Source organism: Stappia sp. (assembly GCF_040110915.1).
Classification (GTDB): domain Bacteria; phylum Pseudomonadota; class Alphaproteobacteria; order Rhizobiales; family Stappiaceae; genus Stappia.
Map to the genome: position 1 here is coordinate 2,840,850 of NZ_CP157793.1, position 18,026 is coordinate 2,858,875.

The following is an 18,026-nucleotide window of genomic DNA, read 5'->3' on the forward strand; positions in this document are numbered from 1 at the left end:
CGCGAAAAACGGGAGGTCGCATCGAAATCTCTCTCCAAACGTGCATCAGGCCGAAATTCCCCCGCCGCGCCACACCGACGGCGGACACCCGAACCAGCGCCGCGCCGCCCGCGTGAAGTTCCCGGTCGCGGAGAATCCCAGGCGGAAGGCGATCTGCGAGACCGTCAGGTCGGTATGGCGCAGAAAATCGGAGGCCATGCGCTGGCGCAGCGCATCGTGCAGCGCGTGAAACGTCAGGCCGCGCTCGCGCAGCCGGCGCTGCAGCACCCGGGTGCTCATGGCCAGGTCCGAGGCGATGTCGGCGGCGGTGAGCGCCGGTTCGGCGACGCGGGCGCCGATGGCGTCGTTGACGGCGGAGACGAAATCCTGGACGCGCTTGCGCTCGTCGAGCCGGCGGCGGTTGAGGTCGCAGAGTGCGGCGAAGAGATCCGTGTCGTGCAGGGGATTGCGGGCACCGGCCGGATCGACGCGAAAATGCAGCGCATTGCGCGGGGCGGAAAACCGCACCGGCGCGCCGAAGAACGTCTCATGGGCCACGCCGGACCCCGGACGGCCGCGGGCCAGGTCCACCTGCTCCAGGCGCACCCCCGGACCGGCGCAGATCATCAGCCGGGCGAAGGTCTTGCTCAACGAGCGGTCGGTGAACTGATCCCGGCAGACGAGCGCCCGCGAGAAGGAATAGGACAGCGTGGCTCGCGCGCCCTCTTGCCGCATCTCCGTCTCCACCGCGTCGACCACGATGCGCAGGAACCGGGCGCTGACCTCCAGCGCGCTCAGGAAATCCGGCGCATAGCGGGCCGCCAGGGAGACCGTGTCATCCGGCCCCGGCCCGAGCGACCGCGTCCAGTTGAGGGCAAAGGCCGGATCGCCGGCCTCCACGCTGCAGGCCTCCAGCACGAGGGCATGCATGCGCAGGCTCATGTGATCCCAAAGGGCCGGCGGGCCGTCCGGCGCGTCGCCGCCGAGCGTTTGCAGGATCCGGGCATGGGAAATGCCGCGCAGGGCGCAATAGTCGGCAAGGCCGGCCTGCGCGCGCGCGTGGACGCACAACAGGTCGCTTGCGGGAACGGCTTCGGGGCGCGCTAACATGGGAGCATCCATCACCGCTGCGCAGGGATCGCCGATGCGGCGTGTCGCCGCAAAGGCGTGCCGCGCCCTGCTTGTCTCGACGGCATTCCAAACGGCTTATCAAGCTTGGCCTTGGCGTTCCAGATCGAACCGCCGACCGAGGCCCGTTTCCCGGCGGAAGGTAAATGTAGGAAAGCGGCGAAGTTTGACATTTTCCCGGCAAGCCCCGATTGATGGATCTGCCGAGGGCGGGAGCACATGGTGCGCCATCGCGCGCCAGGTCGGCAGAGCCGGGACGGCAAGCGCGGGACCCGGCGACGCGCAAGGACGGGGCGGCAGTGCAGGACGTGGCGGCAGAATGGGGCGCGGCGGCAGGATGGGGCAAGATCCCCCGACCGCGCGAAACGGGCACAAGACAGACACGAAACGGGCGGAACCGGACCGGGGCGGACATGACGAAAAAGGCGGATGAGCGAACCGGCTTCGCGGTCATGACCCCGGAGCATTTCCGACAGTGGCGCAAGTCGCTGGGCCTGAAGCAGAAGGACGCGGCGGACCGTCTGGGGCTCAAGAAGCGGATGATCCAGTATTACGAGAAAGGCGACCGCGACGGTCGCCCGGTCGAGATCCCCAAGTCCGTGCGCCTGGCCTGCTATGCGATTTCCAAGGGGATCGACGACTTCAACGGCGAGACCTCGCTGGCCGAGGCGCCCGGCCCCGACGCCGGCCCCAATGCCGACCCTGGCGACGCAGCCTCCCCGGCCGAGGCGGACGCGCCCGCGAACGACGACCGCGCGCCCTGACCCGCTCCGCCCGAATCCATCCGGCGGCGATCCGGCCCGGGCGTTGCCCGCGCGAAACGCTTGTGCCGAAACGGCGGCGATGGGGTTTCGCAGACCTCTCTTTTTCCCTATAAGGCGCGCTCAGCCGAACACTTCGACACGATGTCCTTCCCTCCCGCATCGCGCCGCTTGCGCGTGCGGGCGTATCCTCGCGAGCGACCCATGCCCAAACGTACAGATATTTCCTCCATCCTGATCATCGGCGCCGGTCCGATCGTGATCGGGCAAGCCTGCGAGTTCGACTATTCGGGCACCCAGGCCTGCAAGGCACTGCGCGAGGAGGGCTACCGCACCATCCTGGTCAACTCGAATCCGGCGACGATCATGACGGACCCGGATCTGGCCGACGCGACCTACATCGAGCCGATCACCCCGGAGCTGGTGGCCAAGATCATCGAGAAGGAACGCCCCGACGCGCTGCTGCCGACGATGGGCGGGCAGACGGCGCTGAACTGCGCGCTGTCGCTGCGCAAGATGGGCGTTCTGGAGAAATACGGCGTGGAGATGATCGGCGCGACCGCCGAGGCGATCGACAAGGCCGAGGACCGCGAGATGTTCCGCGAGGCGATGGGCCGCATCGGGCTGGAGACGCCGCGCTCGCGGCTGGCGCACTCGCTGGCCGAGGCGCTCGACGCGCTGGACGACATCGGCCTGCCGGCGATCATCCGCCCCTCGTTCACGCTCGGCGGCACGGGCGGCGGCATCGCCTACAACCGCGAGGAATATCTCGACATCATCGAGCGCGGCCTCGACGCCTCGCCGACGACCGAGGTGCTGGTCGAGGAATCGGTGATCGGCTGGAAGGAGTATGAGATGGAGGTCGTCCGCGACAGGGCGGACAACTGCATCATCATCTGCTCCATCGAGAACATCGATCCGATGGGCGTGCACACCGGCGATTCGATCACCGTCGCCCCGGCGCTGACGCTCACGGACAAGGAATACCAGATCATGCGCGACGCCTCGCTGGCGGTGCTGCGCGAGATCGGCGTCGAGACCGGCGGCTCGAACGTGCAGTTCGCCGTCAATCCGGAAAACGGGCGCCTCATCGTCATCGAGATGAACCCGCGCGTGTCGCGCTCCTCCGCCCTCGCCTCCAAGGCGACCGGCTTCCCCATCGCCAAGATCGCCGCGAAGCTCGCCGTCGGCTACACGCTGGACGAGCTGGAAAACGACATCACCGGCGGCGCGACCCCCGCCTCCTTCGAACCGTCCATCGATTACGTGGTCACCAAGATCCCGCGCTTCGCCTTCGAGAAGTTCCCGGGCGCGGAACCGACGCTGACCACGGCGATGAAGTCGGTCGGCGAGGTGATGGCCATCGGCCGTACCTTCCCCGAAAGCCTGCAGAAGGCGCTGCGCGGTCTGGAAACCGGCCTCAACGGTCTCGACGAGGTGGAGATCCCCGGCCTTGGCCAGGACGACGACACCAACGCCATTCGCGCCGCGCTGGCCCAGCAGACGCCGGATCGCCTGCTCAAGGTCGGCCAGGCGCTGCGCCTCGGCATGTCGGTGGAGGACATCCACCGCGCCTGTCACATCGACCCCTGGTTCCTGCGCCAGATCGAGACCATCGTCGATCTGGAAGCCAAGGTGCGCGACCACGGCCTGCCCGACAATGCGGAGGCCTTCCGCATGCTCAAGGGCATGGGCTTTTCCGACGCCCGCCTCGCCGGCCTCGCGGGGCTGGAGGAGCGCGAGGTGAAGGCCGCCCGCCTCAAGCTCGACGTGCATCCGGTCTACAAGCGCATCGACACCTGCGCGGCCGAGTTCGCCTCGCCGACCGCCTATATGTATTCCACCTATGAGCGCCCCTTCGCCGGCAAGCTCGCCGACGAGGCCGCACCCAGCGAGCGGAAGAAGGTGGTGATCCTGGGCGGCGGCCCGAACCGCATCGGCCAGGGCATCGAGTTCGACTACTGCTGCTGCCACGCCGCCTTCGCGCTGCAGGACGCGGGCTTCGAGACCATCATGGTCAACTGCAACCCGGAAACGGTGTCGACCGACTACGACACCTCCGACCGGCTCTACTTCGAACCGCTCACATCGGAAGACGTGCTGGAGATCATCCGCACCGAGCAGCGCGCCGGCACGCTGCACGGCGTGATCGTGCAGTTCGGCGGCCAGACGCCGCTGAAGCTCGCCCAGGCGCTGATGGATGCCGACGTGCCGATCCTCGGCACCGCGCCGGACATGATCGACCTCGCCGAGGACCGCGACCGCTTCCAGAAGCTCCTTCACAAGCTCGGGCTCAAGCAGCCGGAAAACGGCATCGCCTATTCGGTCGAGCAAAGCCGCCTCGTGGTCGCCGACCTCGGCCTGCCGCTCGTGGTGCGCCCCTCCTATGTGCTCGGCGGGCGGGCGATGCAGATCATCCACGACGAGGAGGCGCTCAACACCTATCTGCTCGGCACGCTGCCCGAGCTGGTGCCCTCCGAGGTGCGCGCCAAGTATCCGAACGACAAGACCGGCCAGATCAACACGGTTCTGGGCAAGAACCCGCTGCTGTTCGACCGCTATCTCGACGGGGCGATCGAGGTCGACGTCGACGCGCTTTCGGACGGAACGGACGTCTTCGTCTGCGGCATCATGGAGCACATCGAGGAAGCGGGCATCCACTCCGGAGACAGCGCCTGCTCGCTGCCGCCCCACTCGCTCGACGCCGACACCATCGCCGAGCTGGAGCGCCAGACCAGGGCCCTCGCCAAGGGGCTTGCGGTCGGCGGCCTGATGAACGTGCAGTTCGCGATCAAGAACGGCGAGATCTTCGTGCTGGAGGTCAACCCGCGCGCCTCGCGCACGGTGCCCTTCGTCGCCAAGACCATCGGCCAGCCGATCGCCAAGATCGCGGCCCGCGTGATGGCCGGCGAGCCGCTTGCCGACTTCGCCCTCACGACGCCGAAGCTCGACCATATCGCGGTCAAGGAGGCGGTCTTCCCCTTCGCCCGCTTCCAGGGCGTCGACACGGTGCTCGGCCCGGAGATGCGCTCCACCGGCGAGGTGATGGGCCTGAACGGCAGCTTCGAGATCGCCTTCGCCAAGTCGCAGCTCGGCGCCGGCTCGCGCATGCCGACGAGCGGCACCGTCTTCGTGTCGGTGCGCGACGCGGACAAGGAGCGGATCGTGGAGGCCATCGAACGGCTGGCGAAAACCGGCTTCAAGGTGATCGCCACCCAGGGCACGCAGAGCTTTCTGGAGGAGCGGGGGATTTCCTGCGCCAAGGTCAACAAGGTGCTTGAAGGCCGCCCGCACATCGTCGATGCTATCAAGAATGGCGAGGTTCAGCTGGTCTTCAACACCACCGAAGGCCGGCAGGCCCTTTCCGACAGCCGGTCGTTGCGCCGGGCGGCCCTGCTGCACAAGGTTCCGTATTACACGACCCTGGCAGGCGCCATCGCAGCGGCGAAGGGCATTGAGGCCTACGCTTCGGGTCACCTTGAAGTGTATCCGCTTCAGGCCTATTTCGCCCGAGCCTGAAACGAAATCACCCCGGTCGGTCCGCCCGGCCGGGCATTGACATGTTTTCGCGTCTCCCCCGCGTCTCCCGGCCGTTCGCGTCGGGGCGCGGGGCCGGCCGTCCCGGGCCGGGCCACGTCGATCCAGGAGACGCCGGGACCGGTCGGTCCAGCACACGGCGCCTCGGGTTGCCGTTGCGCCGGAACGGGCACCAGAGGCGCCGGAAGACGCCAGAAGAAGGGTCGAGGACCTATGGAAAAAGTTCCGATGACGAGCGCTGGCTACGCCATGCTGGAAAAGGAGCTGAAGCAGCGGACGTCGGAAGAGCGTCCGCGCATCATTGCGGCGATCGCGGAAGCGCGCGCCCATGGCGACCTTTCGGAAAACGCGGAGTATCACGCGGCCAAGGAGCAGCAGAGCCTGAACGAGGGCCGCATCTCGGAGCTCGAGGACAAGCTCGGCCGCGCCGAGGTGATCGACGTCACCAAGCTGTCCGGCGACACCGTGAAGTTCGGCGCGAAGGTCAAGCTCGTCGACGAGGACACCGAGGAAGAGAAGACCTACACCATCGTCGGCGACGTGGAAGCCGACGTGAAGGCGGGCCGCATCTCGATCTCCTCGCCCATCGCCCGCGCGCTGATCGGCAAGGCCGTCGGCGACAGCGTCGAGGTCACCGCCCCCGGCGGGGCGCGCGCCTATGAGATCATCGAGGTGGTCTTCGGCTGAGGCCGAGGGGCCGGCGCAAAAGCCTGCGCGGCATGCGATCGCCGGAGCCGACGATCGCCTTGCACAAAGAGCATCCTTGCAGACAACAACAATAAGGGCGGCGCCGGTTCGGCCCCGCCCTTTGCTGTACGGTTCCTGCATGTCCGGGACGCGTCTTGCACCCCGTCGCTGGCGGAGACATTCCGCGGACGAAGACGCTGGAGCCTTGCCCCAAGCGGCGGCGCCGCTCGCGGGATCAGCCGATCCCACGGCGCGGCCGAGTTGCACGAGCGCCCAATTGCGCAAACCCACCCACCTTCGCGGCCGATCAGATCGGTAGAGGGGGCCCCGGCCATGCCATCCACCGGAGCGCTTTGGCAGCCCCGCCCTACTCCACCCGCTCGATGGGCACCACCGGGGCGTTCTTGGTCTGGCGGATGGTCAGCGCGGTGCGCACGCTGTCGACGTTGGGGGCGGCGGTCAGGTCGCGGATGATGAAGTTCTGGAAGGTCTGCAGGTCCGGCACGACGCATTTCAGCAGGAAGTCCACCTCGCCGGAGAGCATGTAGGATTCGCGCACCTCCGACCAGCCGGTGATCCGGTCCTCGAAGGCGTTGAGGTCGGCCTCGGTCTGGCTGTGCAGCCCGACCATGGCGAAGGCGGTGACATCGTAGCCGAGCTGCTTTTCGTCCAGGAGCGTGCGGTAGCCCCTGATCAGCCCCGCCTCCTCCAGCGCGCGCACGCGGCGCAGGCACGGCGGCGCGGAAATGCCGACGCGCCGCGCCAGCTCCACATTGGTGATGCGTCCGTCGTCCTGCAGCTCTTTCAGGATGTGCCAATCAATCGCGTCGAGGCGGATTTTCACTCTGGTCTCCTTCGCACATCGCTGGCACGTAAGCGCATATCGCCGGCATACGGCCCGCGCGGGCCACACCCCGCGGGCCAGGCCGGTCGCCCGGCACCCGCGCGCCGGGCACCTGCCGTTCGGGTAGGCACTTATGATTTTTTGCGCAAACCTGCAATACTATAACAACGGGCGTCATGAACGGGAAACATCACGAAAGCGAACGGGCTGTGGACGACGCACGGATCTGGATCGTGAGCGACGGCAAGGCGGGCGACGAAACCCAGTGTATCGGTGTCGCCGAGGCGCTGGAGCGCGCCTATGAGATCCGCCGCGTGGCGCCCCGCGCGCCCTGGAGCTGGCTCATGCCCTACGGCCCTGTGGACCCGCGCGATGCGCCCCACCGGCCGACGAGCCCGATTCGCCCGCCCTTTCCCGAGATCGCCATCGCCTCGGGCCGGCGCGCGGTCGCCTATCTGCGGGCGATCAAGGAGGCGAGCGGCGGGCGCACCTTCACGGTGTTTCTCAAGGACCCGCGCATCGGCACCAGGGCCGCCGACCTGATCTGGGTCGCCGAACACGATGACCTGCGCGGCGAGAACGTCGTGGTGACGGCCACCGGGCCGCATCGCTTCTCGGCCGAGCGCATCGCGGCGGCCCGCGCCGCGCCATTGCCCGGGATCGCAGGCCTGCCGCATCCGCGCGTCGCGGTGCTCGTCGGCGGCGACAGCCGGCACTACCGTTTCAACGATCTCGACGTCTCCGGTTTCGTGGACGGGCTGAAACGGCTCGACGCCGCCGGCGCGCATTTCATGATCACCGGTTCGCGGCGCACGCCGGTGCCGCTGCACGACGCGCTTCGGGCCTTTACCGCGATGCCGGGGCACCTGATGTGGGACGGGACGGGCGAAAACCCGCTCCTGCAGTATCTCGCCAATGCCGATGCGGTGGTCGCCACCGCCGATTCGGCCAACATGATCGGCGAGGCGCTGGCCACCGGGCGCGCCATCCATGTTTTCCACCCTTCGGGCGGCCATCGGAAATTTGATCTGTTTCTGGCCGCGCTCGGCGAGATCGGGGCGGTCCACCCCTTCCCTGGACCGCTGAAAACGACTACCTACGAGCCAATCGACTCCACGCCCCGGATCGCCGCCGCGATCCGCTGGCACCATGCCCGGCATCGCGCGGCCCTCGGTGACGCACCGCACGCGCCCGCCTGATCGCCCTCACCCGCTCGCCACGTATCCTCCCAGGGAGACACTCCATGGCCGAACAGCACCACAAGCTCCTGATCGTCGGCTCCGGTCCCGCCGGCTACACCGCCGCCGTCTATGCCGCGCGCGCCATGCTCGAGCCCGCCCTCGTGACCGGCATCCAGCCCGGCGGCCAGCTCACCATCACCACCGATGTGGAGAACTACCCCGGCTTCGCCGACCCCATCCAGGGCCCCTGGCTGATGGAGGAAATGCGCAAGCAGGCGGAAAACGTCGGCACCGCGCTGATCTACGACACGATCCTCGAAGCCGACCTGTCGACACGGCCCTTCCGTCTCGTCGGCGACAGCGGCACCACCTACACCTGCGACGCGCTGGTGATCGCCACCGGCGCGCAGGCCAAGTGGCTCGGCCTGCCGAGCGAGGAGGCCTTCATGGGCGCCGGCGTCTCGGCCTGCGCGACCTGCGACGGCTTCTTCTACCGGGGCAAGGAGGTGATCGTGGTCGGCGGCGGCAACACCGCCGTGGAGGAAGCGCTCTATCTCTCCAACCTCGCGTCCAAGGTCACCGTGGTGCACCGCCGCGACGAATTCCGCGCGGAAAAGATCCTGCAGGACCGGCTGTTCAAGTCGGACAAGATCGAGGTCGTGTGGGATAGCGTGGTGGAGGAAGTGCTCGGCGGCGGCGTGCCGAAGACGGTGACCGGCGCCCGCATCAGGAACGTCAAGACCGGCGAGACGCGCGATCTGGCGGCCGACGGCTTCTTCGTCGCCATCGGCCACGCACCGGCCGTGGAGCTGTTCAAGGATCAGGTGAAGATGAAGCCGTCCGGCTACATCTGGACCGCGCCCGACAGCACGCAGACCTCGATCCCCGGCGTCTATGCCGCCGGAGACGTGACCGACGAGGTCTACCGCCAGGCCGTGACGGCGGCGGGCATGGGCTGCATGGCGGCGCTCGAGGCGGAGCGTTTCCTCGCCGAGCAGGACGTTGCCGGCGCAGCAGCCGCCGAATAACCTCATAGACCCGAAGCCCGACCGAAGACCGCGAGGCCAGATCACCGTGCCGTTGGACTGGGACAAACTGCGCATCTTTCATGCGGCTGCGCAGGCCGGCAGCTTCACCCATGCGGGCGAGATGCTGAACATGAGCCAGTCGGCGGTGAGCCGGCAGGTGAGCGCGCTGGAACACGACCTCAAGGTGCCGCTGTTCCACCGCCACGCGCGCGGCCTGTTGCTGACCGAGCAGGGCGAGGTGCTCTATCGCACCGCCCGCGAGGTGTTCATGAAGCTGGAGGCGGCGCAGACGCGGCTGACCGACAGCCGCGAGAAGCCGAGCGGGGCGCTGCGCGTGACCACCACCGTGGGGCTCGGCTCCACCTGGCTCACCCAGCGGCTGAACGAATTCGTCGACATGTATCCGGAGATGGAGCTGCGCCTCATCTTCGCCGACGACGAACTGGACCTCAGCATGCGCGAGGCGGACGTGGCGATCCGCCTGCGCCAGCCGACCCAGCCGGACCTGATCCAGCGCAAGCTGTTCACGGTGCACTTCCACCTGTTCGCCGCGCCCGCCTACATCCAGCGCTTCGGCGCGCCGGCCTCGATCGACGATCTGGACGGTCACCGCATCATCACCTTCGGCGAGCACGCGCCCTCCTACCTGCGCGACATGAACTGGCTGGAGACGGCCGGCCTGCCGGCGGGCCAGCACCGCAGGTGCGTGCTGCGCATAAACAACGTCGTGGCGATCCGCCGCGCGGTGCAGCGCGGCATCGGCATCGCGCTGCTGCCCGACTACATCAACGAGGAGGGCTCGGGCCTGGTGCAACTGCTGCCCGAGGCGGCGGTGCCGAGCTTCGACACCTATTTCGTCTATCCCTCGGAACTCAGGAACACCGCCCGCGTCATGGCCTTCCGCGACTTCCTGTTCTCCAAGGCCGAACGCTGGACGTTCTGACGCCCCCACGGCGCGGGCCAGAGAGCGTGCCAGAGAGCGTGCCAAGGAGTTTACCAGGGAGTTTGCCAAGCGTACCGCAGTTCCCCGGCCCCCCACAGACAACAGCCGGACCGGACCCGTCGTGCCGCGACAGCGGCACGGCGGGTCCGTCTTGGCCTTCGCCTTTGCTCGGATCCTGAGCAAAACGCCCGCGTTTCAGGCAACAACCGCCCATCTGCAATGCACCGCACAATCGGGATCTGCGCATTCTGACAAGGCCCTTGGCCAGCTACCCGCTAAATGCATATCTGCATTGCGAGACTGCTTCTTGATTAAGCGCGTTGTGCACTGCATATAAGCAACAGGCTGTTGGTCTGCTTCGTCGCTTCCTCCTCCCAGCGACGTGTGATGCGACCAGCTGTTCCCCTCTGGAAGGTGATTGCGCCACGCAAGTGGCAAAATCAAATAACTGCCGGGCCTCATGGCCCGGCATTTTTTTTGCCCGCACGCTTGCGCCCTGCCCGCCCCGCGGAAATGCTTCAAGGCAGTCGTTGCAAGGGGAGACGGCGTGGAGCGCAACAGGCTGCATCATCTGGGCTGGCTCGGCGGCATCGAGGTCTTCGAGGCCCGCTTCGACACGCACCGCTTTCCCCGCCACGCCCATGAGGGATTCGCCATCGGCGCCATTCTGGACGGCGTGGGCGGCTACACCTGCCGCGGCGAACGCAAGGTGCTGCCACCCGGCCGGCTGTCGCTGATGAACCCGGAAGAGCCGCACACCGGCGAGGCGCTCGACGGGTCCCTGCGCTACGTGATGGTCTATGCCGATGAGCCCGCCGTGCGCCGTACCCTCGATCTGCGGAGCCTGCCCGGCTTCGCGGAGGTGACGCCGGCGGATGACGGGCGGGTTCTGGGACGTGCCCTGACCCGGCTCGCCGCGCGTCTCGGCACGGCCCACACGCCGAGAACGGACGCCCAAGCGGATCCGCTGGCGATCGAGGAGGCCGTGCAGGCCGTGCTGTCGCTGGCCTTCGCCCTGCACGGCAGGGCGCGGCTGCGCCCGCCCGGCCGCGAGCCGTCTGCCGTGCGGCGGGTGCGCGCCGCCATCGAGGCGCATGCGCCCGGCGATCCGCCCCTGTCGCTGGCCTCCCTGGCAGGCCTTGTGTCGCTGCACCCCAACTATCTGATGCGGGTCTTCACCCGGACCTGTGGCCTGTCGCCCTACGCCTGGCACATCCGCCATCGCGTGCAACGCGCCAAGGCGGCGATGCTCGACGGCGCTCCCATCGCCGAGGCCGCGCAGATGGCCGGCTTCTGCGATCAAGCCCATCTGACCCGGCAGTTTCGCCGCCAGTACGGAGCGACGCCCGGCCGTCTCGTCGCCCACGGCCCGCGCATCGGCGTTGACCGGGATCGCTCCTGCAAGGCCGGCGGGGGTTAGGATCGTTCAAGACCGCCCGGAAGGCAGCCCGCTAGAACCGCTCCGACGCCACTCGACGCGAAGGAGCATTCGTCCATGCCGCACAAGGCCGTTATCGTCGTGTCCGACGCCCTGCCGACCGGCCTGAAGGCCAATGTCGCGGCCGTCCTTTCCATGGCCTTCGGCAAGGCCCATCCCGATCTCGTCGGCCCGGACGTGACCTGCGCGGATGGGGAAACATTCGCCGGGATCGTCGCCATTCCGCTGCCGATCCTTTGCGCCCCGGCCGAGGCGCTGCGGGATCTCGATGCGGCGGCCGAGGCCCTGCCCTATCGCGCGGCCTATACCGACGCCGCGCTCAAGACGCGCAGCTACGACGACTACGCCCGCCTCCTTGCCGCGGCCCCCCGCGATGCCCAGCCGGTGCACGGACTGCTGTTCTACGGGCCGCGCAAGGCCATCGACCGCATCGCCGGCCGTCTGCCGCTGTTGCGCTGACCGCCTTTGCCCCCGGCACGCAACGCAAAAGCCCGGCGCATCGCGGCGCCGGGCTTTTCATTCCGATGGCATATGTCGCCGGGCGCGCATCCCGCTCACATGAACAGCCGTTCGCCGTCCATGCCGGTGTAGAGATCGGCGACCTGGTCGCCGTAGCCGTTGAAGAGCCGTGTCGGCACGCGCTCGTCGGAGCCGAGCAGCCGCTCGGTCGCCTGGCTCCAGCGCGGATGCGGCACCTCCGGGTTCACATTGGCCCAAAACCCGTATTCCGACGCCTGAACCTCTTCCCAGAAGCTCACCGGGCGCTCGGCGGTGAAGGAGAAGCGCACGATCGACTTGATCGACTTGAAGCCGTATTTCCACGGCACCGCGAGGCGGAGCGGCGCACCGAACTGCCTGGCCGCCGGCTTGCCGTAGACGCCGGTTACCAGGAAGGCGAGTTCGTTGGTGGCCTCCGCCAGCGTCAGCCCCTCCACATAGGGCCAGGGGTACCAGCGCGCACGCTGTCCGCTCGCCGTGTCAGGATCGAGAAAGGTCTCCATCCGCACGTATTTCGCATCCGTCGTCGGGCTGGCGAGCCGGACGAGATCGGCGAAGGGAAAACCCGTCCACGGCACGGTCATGGCCCAGGCCTCGACGCAGCGCAGCCGGTAGACACGCTCTTCCAGCGAGACCTTCTTCAAAAGGTCGTCGATGCCGATGGTCTGCGGATTGTCGCAAAGCCCGTCGATGACGATCTCCCACGGGCGGATCTGCAAGGCCTGCGCCGCGCGCGCGATCTGCTTGTGGGAGCCGAACTCGTAGAAATTGTTGTAGGTGGAGCTGACCGTTTCCGGCGTGATCGCGCGCTCCACCGTGAAGGCCTCGTTGCGCGGCGCCGGATAGAGGCCGGCGCTCGGATCGCTCTCGGCCCGCGCCGGCGACGGCATCAACCCGCCGCCAAGCCCGATCGCGGCGCCCGCGCCGAGCCCGGCCAGGATCTGGCGGCGGTTGAGAAACACCTCTTCCGGCGTCACGGCGCTCTCGGGCAGGGCCCAGGAGGGGCGCTTGCGGATGGTCGGCATGGGCCGTCTCTCCTTCGGTTCGGTCACTCGCGTCCCCGTGTCATGCCGGGCGCGGGGAACACGCGCAAATCACTGTGCGGTGAGCCGCGCACGGCTTTCCCGCTTGGTCTGTCAGACCATCCTTCAGGGCGCTGCGATGCGGTACAGCGCCCCGTCGGGCTCGTCGGTCGAAAACCACAGGCTGCCGTCGGGCGCATTCCTGAGCGTGCGGATGCGGCCGTAGTCGCCCTGCAGCATCTGTTCCTCGCCGACCACCTTGCCGTCGCGCACCTCCAGACGCGAGATCAGCCGGTCCTTGAGCGCGCCGACGAAGAGATCGCCGCGCCAGGCGGGGATCGCGTCACCCGCGTAGAAGGTCATGCCGGAGGGCGCGATGGAGGGATCCCAGTAGTGCACCGGCTGCTCATAGCCTTCGGCGGCCGTGCCGATGCCGATCTTGCCGCCCGAATACTGCCGCCCGTAGGAGATCACCGGCCAGCCGTAGTTGAGCCCGGCCTGCGGCACGTTGATCTCGTCGCCGCCGCGCGCGCCGTGTTCCACGGTCCACAGGACGCCGGTCGCCGGATCGATGGCCGCGCCTTGAATGTTGCGGTGCCCGGTGGACCAGATCTCCGGCAGGCCGTCGCCTCCATTCGCGAAAGGATTGTCGGCCGGCGCCGTGCCGTCGCGCGCCACGCGCAACACCTTGCCGGCATGGTCGCGCGGATCCTGCGCCCGGTCCGGGTCGCCCCGGTCGCCGGTGGTGACGAAGACCGTGCCGTCGGGCGCCGGCACGACGCGCGATCCGAAGTGCCGTCCGCCCCCCGTCCGCCGGTCCATGCGGGCGATCACCGTGACATCCTCAAGCCGCGCCGCGCCGCCCTCCTTGACGAAGCGCGCATGCGCGGCCGTGGTGCCGGCGCCGCTGCGCCCGGGTTCGGAATAGGTGAGAAAGACGCGCCCCGTCGTCGCGAAGTCGGGATCGACGACCAGATCGAGCAGTCCGCCCTGACCCGAGGCCCGCACCTCCGGCACGCCGGCAACCTCGATGCGCTCGCGCCCGTCCGGCGTCACCCACCACATGCGCCCGCCGACCTCATTGACCAGCACCGAGCCGTCGGGCAGGAAATCGAAGCCCCAGGGGAAGGAGAGATCCGCCACCGTGCGCGTGACCGAGACCCGCGCCTCGTCCGTGGCATGCACCGTCTGGGTGAAGGCCATCTCCGTGGACAGGCCGTAGAGCAGCGCCGCGGCCGAAATCGCCAATATCCGTGAACGCACGTGTCACCTCCCTGCGCGAACGCCCCTCACATCCCCACGCAGGTTTAGGTAGGGGCGCGCGGGGCGGTTTCCAGAGGGCGCGCGGGAGGTTCGGCCGGCAAGGCCGGAGCGCGCCCCGGCCCTGCCGTCGTCATGGCGTCACGCCGCCTGACGGCCATGGCGGGCGCAGATTTCCTCCGCCGCCTTGCCGCCGACCTCCGCGAGATGATCGAAGCTCTTGCGGAAGCTCGCCACGCCGGCCGTCGCGGAGCGCAGTTCGACGATCAGCCGGGCGGTTTCGGCTTCCGGCATCATCGCCTGAACCTCGTCCCAGCCGAGCCAGCCCGGGCGCGCGTCGAAGCCGAGCAACTGCCCGCGATGGGCCGAGACAATGCCGTTGATGCGCGGCGTCGCCTCGCTCGGGCAGTGGATCGTGACCCGGCACACCGGCTCCAGCAGCACCGGCTTGCACTTGGGCAGACCCTCGCGCATCGCCTGGATCGCCGCCATGCGAAACGCCTGATCGGAGGAATCGACGCTGTGAAACGACCCGTCGGTGAGCGTGACCGCGAGATCGACCGTCGGAAAGCCGAGCGTGCCGGTCTGCAAGGCCTCCTCCACCCCGGCGCGCACCGCCGGAATATATTGCTTGGGGATCACGCCGCCGGTGATCGTGTCGGCGAACTGGAAGCCCTCGCCGCGATCGAGCGGGCGAATGTCGAGCGCCACGTCGCCGAACTGGCCGTGCCCGCCGGACTGTTTCTTGTGCCGGGCGCGCACGCTGGTCGTGCCGCGGATCGTCTCGCGGTAGGGCACGCGCGGGGCGTCCGTCTCGACGCTGAGGCCGTATTTGCCGGTGAGACGCTCCAGCGCCACGCGCAGATGCATCTCGCCCTGCCCCTCGAGCAGGGTCTCGCCCGTCGCCTGCGCCTGGGTGACCCGCAAGGAGGGGTCTTCCTCCACGAGCCGGGCGAGCGCCGTGGAGAGCTTGACCTCGTCGCTGCGTTCGCGCGGCGCGACCGAAAGCGCCAGCACCGGCTCGGGCAGGTCCAGCGTCGCAAGCTGCGCGGGCGCATGGCCCCCGCCGAGCGTCTCGCCGGTGAGCACATGTTCCAGCTTGCCGAGCCCCGCCGTTTCGCCGGGCCCCGCCGGCGCCCGCTTGGTTGCCTGCTGGCCCATCACCGCGAAGAGACCGGACACGCGCGCCGTCGACCCGTCGCCGCGCGTCAGCGTGTCCCCGTCCGCCAGTTGCCCGGCGAGCAGGCGCGCCAGCGACAGCTTGCCCGCATGCGGCGTGTGCAGCGTCTTGAGGATCTGCACCACCGTGCCCGTCTCCTCCGACAGGCCGAGGCGCGCGCGCGTGTCGGCAACGTCCGGCGCCTCGTGGCGCAGCGCCTTCAGCAACCGCCCGATGCCGTTGCCATGGTCGGCGGAGCCGAACAGCACCGGCACGATCAGACCCTCGCGGGTCTCGCGCACCAGGTCCTGAAAGATCCGCTCGCGCTCCGGCGCGATGTCGTCCAGCAGCGCCTCCATCAGCACGTCGTCGTGATCGGCCAGCGTCTCCAGCATGGAAAACCGCGCCTCGACCTCGCGCGCCATCTCCGCGTCGGGGATCTCGATGACCTCGCTCGCCGCGTGCTCGCGGTAGACGAAGGCACGCTCCAGCGCCAGATCGATGAAGCCGGTCGCGATGCCGTCGTTCCAGATCGGGATCTGGCGCAGCACCAGCGGGACGGAGGAGGCCGGCTGCAGCAGGCTCAGTACATCGCGGATGCGCGTCGCAGTGCGGTCGATCTTGTTGACGAAGAGCAGATGCGGGACGCCCCGGTCCTGCAGCGTCTTGAGAATGACCTGGAGCGCGGGAACCTTCTTTTCATCGGCTTCCGCGACGACGATGGCCAGATCGCAGCCGGCCAGCACGCCCGCGCTTTCGCCGAGAAAATCGATGGCGCCGGGACAGTCGAGAAAGGTGAAACGGTCGCCCAGAAACTCCGCCTCGGCCATGTTGACCTCGACGCTCATGGCATGGGCGCGCGCCTCCGGCGCCCCGTCGCCGACCGTATTGCCGGCGGCCACCGTGCCCTGGCGGGTGAGCGTGCCCGCGCGCGCCAGCATGGCTTCCATGAGGGAGGTCTTGCCGCTGCCGAAGGGCCCGACAAGGGCGATGCACCGCGAACCCGCCACACCGGCGGCGGCTGTGTTGCCGGCCATGGGGCTGTCCCTTTCTCCCGGCCATCGGCCCGTTCGCGCCGGCCCGCCACATCTCATCGGCGACGGGGTGTGTGGCGCAAACATCCGGCTTCGGGCGCGGCGATGACCGGGGCGGGCCGCGTCGAAACCGCCGCCCGCCGGTCGCGGGCGGACGGACATCGTCGCGCCGATGAACCGCCGATGGCAAGGGAAACCGATGCCGCAGCGCAGCACGCGCCGACCGCGCCGAGGCATGCAAAAAGGCCGGCGAACGTTGCGTCCGCCGGCCTTTCGATCCTGTCGTTTCCGCGCGGGATGCGATCAGGTCAGATTGCCGCAGAAGCGCTGGATGCGCGTGCAGGCCTCTTCCAGCGCCTCGGTCGAGGTCGCGTAGGAGATGCGGAAGTTCGGTCCGAGGCCGAAGGCCGAACCGTGCACCACCGCAACGCCTTCGGTCTCAAGAAGCTCGGTGACGAAGTCCTCGTCGCTCTCGATAACCTTGCCCGAGGGCGCGGTCTTGCCGATGGTGCCCGCGCAGGAGGGGAAGACATAGAAGGCGCCTTCCGGCGTCGGGCAGGTGATGCCGTCGGCCTGGTTGAGCATGGAGACGACGAGATCGCGCCGGCCCTTGAACACCTCGTTGTTCTTCGGGATGAAGTCCTGCGGCCCGCTCAGCGCCTCGACCGCCGCCCACTGCGCGATGGAACAGGGGTTGGAGGTCGACTGCGACTGCACCTTGGCCATCGCCTTGATCAGCTCGGCCGGACCGCCGGCGTAGCCGATGCGCCAGCCGGTCATCGCATAGGCCTTGGACACGCCGTTGACGGTGAGCGTGCGCTCGTAGAGACCCGGCTCCACCTGCGCCGGCGTGGTGAAGGCGAAGTCGTCGTAGACGAGATGCTCGTACATGTCGTCCGTCATCACCCACACATGCGGGTGGCGCATCAGCACGTCGGTGATCGCCTTCAGCTCGTCGCGGGTGTAGGCCGCGCCGGAGGGGTTGGAGGGCGAGTTGAAAATCAGCCACTTGGTCTTCGGGGTGATCGCCGCCTCAAGCGCCTCCGGGGTCACCTTGAAGGTCGCCTTGTCGGCCTCCACGATCACCGGCTCGCCGCCGGCGAGCAGCACCATGTCCGGATAGCTGACCCAATAGGGCGTGGGGATGATCACCTCGTCGCCCGGATTGATGGTGGCGATCAGCGCGTTGTAAAGCACCTGCTTGCCGCCGGTGCTGACGGTGATCTGGTTGGCCGCATAGGTCAGGCCGTTCTCGCGGGCGAACTTGTCGACGATCGCCGCCTTGAGCTCGGGAATGCCGTCGACGGCGGTATATTTGGTCTTGCCGTAGTTGATCGCCTTGATCGCCGCCGCCTTGATGTTGTCCGGCGTGTCGAAGTCCGGTTCGCCGGCGCCCAGGCCGATGACGTCGCGACCGGCGGCCTTCAGTTCGCGCGCCTTGTTGGTGACCGCGATGGTGGCGGAGGGTTTGACGCGCGCCAGCGCGTCGGCGATGAAGGCCATGATGCTCTCCCGGTGAAGCACGTG

At 68.3% G+C, this 18,026-nt stretch carries 14 protein-coding genes; 8 read left to right on the top strand and 6 right to left on the bottom strand.

The window, feature by feature from the left end; translation table 11 throughout:
* Positions 1-45 precede the first annotated feature (45 nt).
* Positions 46-1,089: an AraC family transcriptional regulator ligand-binding domain-containing protein gene (locus ABL312_RS12720; protein WP_349357757.1), complete on the bottom strand. Its 1,044-nt coding sequence runs from the start codon at positions 1,087-1,089 to the stop codon at positions 46-48.
* A 431-nt stretch (positions 1,090-1,520) separates the two neighbouring features.
* On the opposite strand from ABL312_RS12720, the gene ABL312_RS12725 reads away from it, so the two are divergent.
* From ABL312_RS12725 to greA, 3 genes are all read left to right on the top strand, one after another.
* On the top strand, positions 1,521-1,871 hold the full coding sequence (locus ABL312_RS12725) for a helix-turn-helix transcriptional regulator (RefSeq protein ID WP_349357759.1): 351 nt from the start codon (positions 1,521-1,523) through the stop codon (positions 1,869-1,871).
* A gap of 201 nt (positions 1,872-2,072) precedes the next feature.
* The gene (gene carB / locus ABL312_RS12730) at positions 2,073-5,387 is read left to right on the top strand and encodes a carbamoyl-phosphate synthase large subunit (protein ID WP_349357760.1); all 3,315 of its coding nucleotides are present in this window, start codon (positions 2,073-2,075) and stop codon (positions 5,385-5,387) included.
* Positions 5,388-5,618: 231 nt separating this feature from the next.
* Positions 5,619-6,092: a transcription elongation factor GreA gene (gene greA, locus ABL312_RS12735; RefSeq protein WP_349357762.1), complete on the top strand. Its 474-nt coding sequence runs from the start codon at positions 5,619-5,621 to the stop codon at positions 6,090-6,092.
* Between the two features lie 367 nt (positions 6,093-6,459).
* Here the strand turns inward: greA and ABL312_RS12740 are convergent, their stop codons facing one another.
* Complete coding sequence (locus tag ABL312_RS12740) at positions 6,460-6,936, bottom strand: Lrp/AsnC family transcriptional regulator (protein WP_349357764.1); 477 nt, start codon at positions 6,934-6,936, stop codon at positions 6,460-6,462.
* Positions 6,937-7,112: 176 nt separating this feature from the next.
* On the opposite strand from ABL312_RS12740, the gene ABL312_RS12745 reads away from it, so the two are divergent.
* The 5 genes from ABL312_RS12745 to ABL312_RS12765 all read left to right on the top strand — a co-directional run bounded on the left by ABL312_RS12745 (position 7,113) and on the right by ABL312_RS12765 (position 11,985).
* On the top strand, positions 7,113-8,135 hold the full coding sequence (locus ABL312_RS12745) for a mitochondrial fission ELM1 family protein (protein ID WP_349357765.1): 1,023 nt from the start codon (positions 7,113-7,115) through the stop codon (positions 8,133-8,135).
* A gap of 44 nt (positions 8,136-8,179) precedes the next feature.
* Positions 8,180-9,145, top strand: a complete 966-nt coding sequence (gene trxB, locus ABL312_RS12750; protein ID WP_349357766.1) for a thioredoxin-disulfide reductase — start codon at positions 8,180-8,182, stop codon at positions 9,143-9,145.
* Positions 9,146-9,197: 52 nt separating this feature from the next.
* On the top strand, positions 9,198-10,088 hold the full coding sequence (locus ABL312_RS12755) for a LysR family transcriptional regulator (RefSeq protein ID WP_349357767.1): 891 nt from the start codon (positions 9,198-9,200) through the stop codon (positions 10,086-10,088).
* A 547-nt stretch (positions 10,089-10,635) separates the two neighbouring features.
* Positions 10,636-11,508, top strand: coding sequence for an AraC family transcriptional regulator (locus ABL312_RS12760; protein WP_349357768.1), 873 nt, complete (start codon positions 10,636-10,638; stop codon positions 11,506-11,508).
* A gap of 75 nt (positions 11,509-11,583) precedes the next feature.
* Positions 11,584-11,985, top strand: a complete 402-nt coding sequence (locus tag ABL312_RS12765) for a DUF2000 domain-containing protein (RefSeq protein ID WP_349357769.1) — start codon at positions 11,584-11,586, stop codon at positions 11,983-11,985.
* Between the two features lie 95 nt (positions 11,986-12,080).
* Here the strand turns inward: ABL312_RS12765 and msrP are convergent, their stop codons facing one another.
* The 4 genes from msrP to ABL312_RS12785 form a co-directional block, all read right to left on the bottom strand.
* Positions 12,081-13,049 (bottom strand): protein-methionine-sulfoxide reductase catalytic subunit MsrP, encoded by a 969-nt coding sequence (gene msrP / locus ABL312_RS12770; protein ID WP_349357770.1) that lies wholly within the window; start codon positions 13,047-13,049, stop codon positions 12,081-12,083.
* 123 nt (positions 13,050-13,172) lie between these two features.
* Positions 13,173-14,309 (bottom strand): PQQ-dependent sugar dehydrogenase, encoded by a 1,137-nt coding sequence (locus ABL312_RS12775; RefSeq protein WP_349357771.1) that lies wholly within the window; start codon positions 14,307-14,309, stop codon positions 13,173-13,175.
* A 138-nt stretch (positions 14,310-14,447) separates the two neighbouring features.
* Positions 14,448-16,502 (bottom strand): elongation factor G, encoded by a 2,055-nt coding sequence (locus ABL312_RS12780; protein ID WP_349357772.1) that lies wholly within the window; start codon positions 16,500-16,502, stop codon positions 14,448-14,450.
* A 300-nt stretch (positions 16,503-16,802) separates the two neighbouring features.
* The gene (locus ABL312_RS12785; RefSeq protein ID WP_349357773.1) at positions 16,803-18,002 is read right to left on the bottom strand and encodes a pyridoxal phosphate-dependent aminotransferase; all 1,200 of its coding nucleotides are present in this window, start codon (positions 18,000-18,002) and stop codon (positions 16,803-16,805) included.
* Positions 18,003-18,026: the final 24 nt, after the last annotated feature.